6 protein-coding genes and 1 pseudogene are annotated in these 4800 nt (G+C 30.7%); all 7 read right to left on the bottom strand.

Annotated elements, in window-relative coordinates:
• A partial coding sequence (locus AYC59_RS07615) for a GTP-binding protein (RefSeq protein ID WP_245620684.1) occupies positions 1 to 173 on the bottom strand: 173 nt, incomplete at its 3' end.
• Between the two features lie 20 nt (positions 174 to 193).
• Positions 194 to 2269, bottom strand: a complete 2076-nt coding sequence (fusA, locus tag AYC59_RS06450) for an elongation factor G (RefSeq protein WP_066896594.1) — start codon at positions 2267 to 2269, stop codon at positions 194 to 196.
• Positions 2270 to 2278: 9 nt separating this feature from the next.
• Complete coding sequence (gene rpsG, locus AYC59_RS06445; protein WP_066896591.1) at positions 2279 to 2749, bottom strand: 30S ribosomal protein S7; 471 nt, start codon at positions 2747 to 2749, stop codon at positions 2279 to 2281.
• Positions 2750 to 2778: 29 nt separating this feature from the next.
• Complete coding sequence (rpsL, locus tag AYC59_RS06440) at positions 2779 to 3150, bottom strand: 30S ribosomal protein S12 (protein ID WP_066896588.1); 372 nt, start codon at positions 3148 to 3150, stop codon at positions 2779 to 2781.
• Between the two features lie 445 nt (positions 3151 to 3595).
• Complete coding sequence (locus AYC59_RS06435; RefSeq protein ID WP_066896585.1) at positions 3596 to 3988, bottom strand: hypothetical protein; 393 nt, start codon at positions 3986 to 3988, stop codon at positions 3596 to 3598.
• A 129-nt stretch (positions 3989 to 4117) separates the two neighbouring features.
• A complete protein-coding gene (locus AYC59_RS06430; protein ID WP_066896582.1) occupies positions 4118 to 4450 on the bottom strand; it encodes a hypothetical protein in 333 nt (110 codons plus the stop codon).
• A gap of 59 nt (positions 4451 to 4509) precedes the next feature.
• Positions 4510 to 4800: pseudogene (locus AYC59_RS07965) on the bottom strand (hypothetical protein); the annotation flags it as partial.

Below are 4800 nucleotides of genomic sequence, written 5' to 3'. Positions count from 1 at the left end.
TCTCTTTCTTCTGGAGCTTGGTCGATATTTTCAAAATCAACTTTTTGTGCTAATCCTTTCGCTGCTAATACTTTTGATATCGCTGCTGTTGTTGTTGTCTTCCCGTGGTCTACGTGTCCTATTGTTCCAACGTTTACGTGTGGTTTGCTTCTTTCAAACTTTTGTTTTGCCATTTCATTTCTCCTTTACTAAACTATTTTCCTGTTCTTTCTGCGATTACTTTTTCAGATATTGCTTTTGGAGTTTGTTGATATTTTTCAAATTCCATTGAGTAAGTCGCTCTTCCTTGTGTCTTAGATCTTAAATCAGTTGCGTAACCAAACATTTCTGATAATGGTACTCCTCCGTTTATGATCTTAGCATTATTTCTATCATTCATTCCTGATACTATTCCACGTCTAGAGTTTAAATCTCCTATAACGTCTCCCATGTATTCTTCAGGTGTTGTAATTTCTAATTTAAATATTGGTTCTAATAATACAGGATTAGCCGCACGTAATGCTTTTTTCATAGCCATTGATCCTGCAATCTTGAACGCCATTTCTGATGAATCCACTTCGTGGTAACTTCCATCATATAGAGTAACTTTAACGTCTTGAACAGGATATCCTGCTAAAACTCCAGTTTCTAATGCTTCTTTTATACCCTTATCAACAGCAGGTATGTATTCTCTAGGAATTGCCCCTCCTGTGATTTCATTAATGAATTCATATCCTTTACCATCATTTGCTTCAACTCTGATTTTAACATGTCCATATTGTCCACGTCCTCCAGATTGTTTAGCATATTTTTCTTCAACATCAGATGAACCAAGTATAGTTTCTCTATAAGCAACTTGTGGTTTACCAACGTTTGCTTCTACTTTGAACTCTCTCTTCATACGGTCTACGATAATTTCTAAGTGTAATTCTCCCATTCCTGCTATGATAGTTTGTCCTGTTTCTTGGTCAGATGTAACTTTGAATGTTGGATCTTCTTCTGCAAGTTTAGATAACGCAGTTCCCATTTTTTCTTGGTCAGCTTTAGTTTTTGGTTCAACTGCAACTGATATAACTGTATCTGGGAATTCCATTTTTTCTAAGATAATTGGTGCATCTTCAGCACATAAAGTATCTCCAGTAGTTGTATCTTTTAACCCAACTGCTGCAGCTATATCTCCTGAATAAACTATATCAATTTCTTCTCTCTTATTAGCGTGCATTTGAAGTAATCTTCCCATTCTTTCTTTCTTATCTTTAGTAGAGTTTAATACATAAGAACCTTTTTCTAATACTCCTGAATAAACTCTGAAGAATGATAATCTTCCTACGAATGGATCTGATACTATCTTAAATGCTAATGCTGCGAATTTCTCATCATCAGATGGTTTTCTTGAAATTTCAGCATCAGTTTTAGGATCTATACCTTTAACTTCTTCTATATCAACAGGTGAAGGCATATATGCAACTATAGCATCTAATAGGGGTTGGATACCTTTGTTTTTAAACGCAGTACCACAAGTAACAGGTACTACAGTTCCAGCTATAGTAGCTATTCTTAATCCTCTCTTAATTTCTTCAACTGAGATTTCTTCCCCAGCAAAGTATTTTTCCATTAATTCATCATCTGTTTCAACAATAGAATCGATTAAGTGAGTTCTTGCAGCTTCAGCTTCTTCTCTTAAAGATTCTCTGATTTCTACAACACTGTAATCTGCACCCATTGCATCAGTGAATATGTACTCTTTCATTTCAATTAAATCAATAATACCTTCGAAGTTATCTTCAGCTCCTATTGGTAATTGAATAGGTACACCATTTCCACCTAATTTATTTTTAATGTCGTTTACACACATTTCAAAGTCTGCTCCAACTCTATCCATCTTATTAAAGAATGCTAATCTTGGAACGTTATATTTATCTGCTTGTCTCCAAACTGTTTCTGATTGTGGTTGAACCCCATCAACAGCTGAGAATACTGCTACAGCTCCATCTAATACTCTTAAAGATCTTTCAACCTCTACTGTAAAGTCAACGTGACCTGGAGTATCGATGATGTTAATTCTGTGACCTTTCCAGAAACAAGTTGTTGCAGCTGAAGTAATTGTAATACCTCTTTCTTGCTCTTGTTCCATCCAGTCCATAGTTGCAGCTCCATCATGAACTTCTCCTATTTTATGGTTAACACCAGTGTAGAATAATATTCTTTCAGTTGTTGTAGTTTTACCAGCATCTATATGTGCCATGATACCTATATTTCTAGTATCTTTTAACGCAACTTTCCTTGCCATCATATCCTCCTACCATTTGTAATGAGCGAATGCTCTATTCGCTTCTGCCATTTTATATGTATCGTCTTTTTTCTTAATTGATCCACCTTCATTATTAGCAGCTGCAATTAATTCTTTTTTCAATTTAAGAATCATTCCGTATTCTTTTCTTTCTCTTGTATATTTAACTATCCATCTAATAGCTAAAGTTTGTTGTCTTTCTTTTCTAACTTCTACTGGAACTTGGTATGTAGCCCCTCCAATTCTTCTTGATCTAACTTCTACTGAAGGTTTTACGTTTTCCATTGCTTTTTTGAATATTTCATATCCTGATTCATTTGTTTCTTTTTCGATTTCTTCTAATGCTGAATAGAAAATGTTTTCAGCAACTGATTTTTTACCATCTAACATTAATCCATTGATAAATTTAGTTACGATTACATCATTAAATTTAGAATCAGGTAAAACATCTCTTTTTTTAGCTTGATTTCTTCTTGACACGATTGCCTCCTTATCCTTATGATTTATATTTATTTAGGTCTCTTAGTACCATATCTTGATCTTGCTTGTTTTCTGTTAACTACTCCTGCAGTATCTAAAGCTCCTCTGATTACCTTATATCTTACCCCTGGTAAATCCTTTGTTCTTCCCCCTCTTAATAATACTATAGAGTGTTCTTGTAAGTTATGTCCTATTCCTGGAATGTATGCTGTAACTTCTATTCCGTTTACTAATTTAACCCTTGCAACTTTTCTTAACGCTGAGTTAGGTTTTTTAGGTGTTGTAGTATATACTCTTACACAAACTCCTCTTTTTTGTGGATTACCTTTCAATGCAGGTGATTTCTTTTTCTTTTCAGTTTTGCTTCTACCAAATCTTACTAACTGATTAATTGTAGGCATATTTCCTCCTCCCAAACTTTATTTATATTTTTATTATATAGTCAAATCATTGTGGGTCCATTCCGTTATACAATCTATATTCCCTCGTGTGCACATTGACGTTCTAGCAAAAAATGCAAACAAAAAGATATTTCCTGTAAGGAAACAACAATAATTTAAACATATATCCAACCACAGCTCTTTGCTGTACCTAATGAGTATATACTATTTTAGTGCTTTTGTCAATATTTTTTTGAAATATAGATTAGAAAAAATAAAAAATAAAATTTAAAAATTTTTTCAAAAAAAGAAGAAAGCCAAAAACTTTCTTCTAGAACATATTGTATTTCAAATTAAATAACCATTTTAACTCTTTATCATAGTTTAATGATGTATATAAACTTATATTTTCAAAACTACTCTTTTCTACCTTATTGCAAAGGTGAATGTTTCTTTATATTAAATATTAAAACAATTCTGAATCTCTTATTACAAATCTAAATGTATCTGTATTATAGAATTGTTCTAATTCTTTGTAAAATTCTTTTAATTTCTCTACTTTTTCTTTGGGATCATCTACAGTTATTTCATACATCATAGGTGAGTCATCTCCTTGATCTACAAATACAACTATCCTTAAAATAGGATAATCCCCCATATAACTCATATATTTATCCCAATTTATATTTTCAAATTTAATTAATTTATTAAAAAATAACTTTTCACGTTTATATCTTAAATTATAATAATTTGAATTAAAGGTTTCTATTTCTTCTATAGCATTATCCACTATCTTTATATTTTGACCTTCAAAATCATAGAATTCTTCTTTCTTTTTATAAAAATCAATACTTCCCAATATATTTAATTTTATTTTTATATCTACCCCATATTGCCAATCTTCTTCTAAAAATATTTTAAATATTCTTTCTTTATTATCTTGTATATACTTATCTATTTTTTCAAAATTATTACCTTTTGATTTATCTTACAGTAAGTTATTTATTATATATTCTTTTTCACCTATTTCATAAATACCTCCTGGTAATGAATCTGCATCAACTACCATTTGATAATCAACTGTAAAATAGTTTGATCTTAATTTCTTATTACCAACATACTCAACTCTATAACCTGTATTACCAGCAGCATCCCAATAATTTGTTACTTTAAAGTCTCTAGATCTCAAAATTACATTATCTTCTTTCTTATATCTTTCTATCATTATACCTTTATATACCCCTCCACTAATTCTACACCCTACAATAATAAAAAGAGTAAATAAAATTAACATAGTAAATATAACTTTTATAGCTTTCATTATTTTTTTGATTGTCCTTTCTTAGTAGTATTAGCATAACTATTTGCTTTACACACTTATTATTTAAATTTAACATATTTAGATGTATAATTTTCCCCATCCGAATACATTCTTTCTTCTTTATCACCATTTATATAGTATACTGTTGAAGAATTTGATAAGTTCCCTTCTTTTCTAACCCTTACTTCTATTTCTCCTGTTTCATAAAATTTTACCCAATCTCCATTTTCTACAGGATTAGCTAATGTATAGTCTTTTGTTATTTCAAACTCATAATATCTTTTAATTCCATCTTCATAATAGCTTAAATTCATTTTATTTTCTTTAATATTTTCTATTTTTCTCATTCC

Origin of the sequence: Pseudostreptobacillus hongkongensis (genome assembly GCF_001559795.1) — a bacterium.
Classification (GTDB): Bacteria; Fusobacteriota; Fusobacteriia; order Fusobacteriales; family Leptotrichiaceae; genus Pseudostreptobacillus; species Pseudostreptobacillus hongkongensis.
Note: the sequence above shows the minus strand (reverse complement) of the source record. Positions and strands in the feature narration are given on the sequence as shown.

What these genes read in the sequence shown, in the direction of transcription:
- fusA (WP_066896594.1), bottom strand. Translation starts at nt 2,269, where the DNA reads ATGGCAAGGAAAGTTGCGTTAAAAGATACTAGAAATATAGGTATCATG.
- rpsL (WP_066896588.1), bottom strand. Translation starts at nt 3,150, where the DNA reads ATGCCTACAATTAATCAGTTAGTAAGATTTGGTAGAAGCAAAACTGAA.
- AYC59_RS06430 (WP_066896582.1), bottom strand. Translation starts at nt 4,450, where the DNA reads ATGAAAGCTATAAAAGTTATATTTACTATGTTAATTTTATTTACTCTT.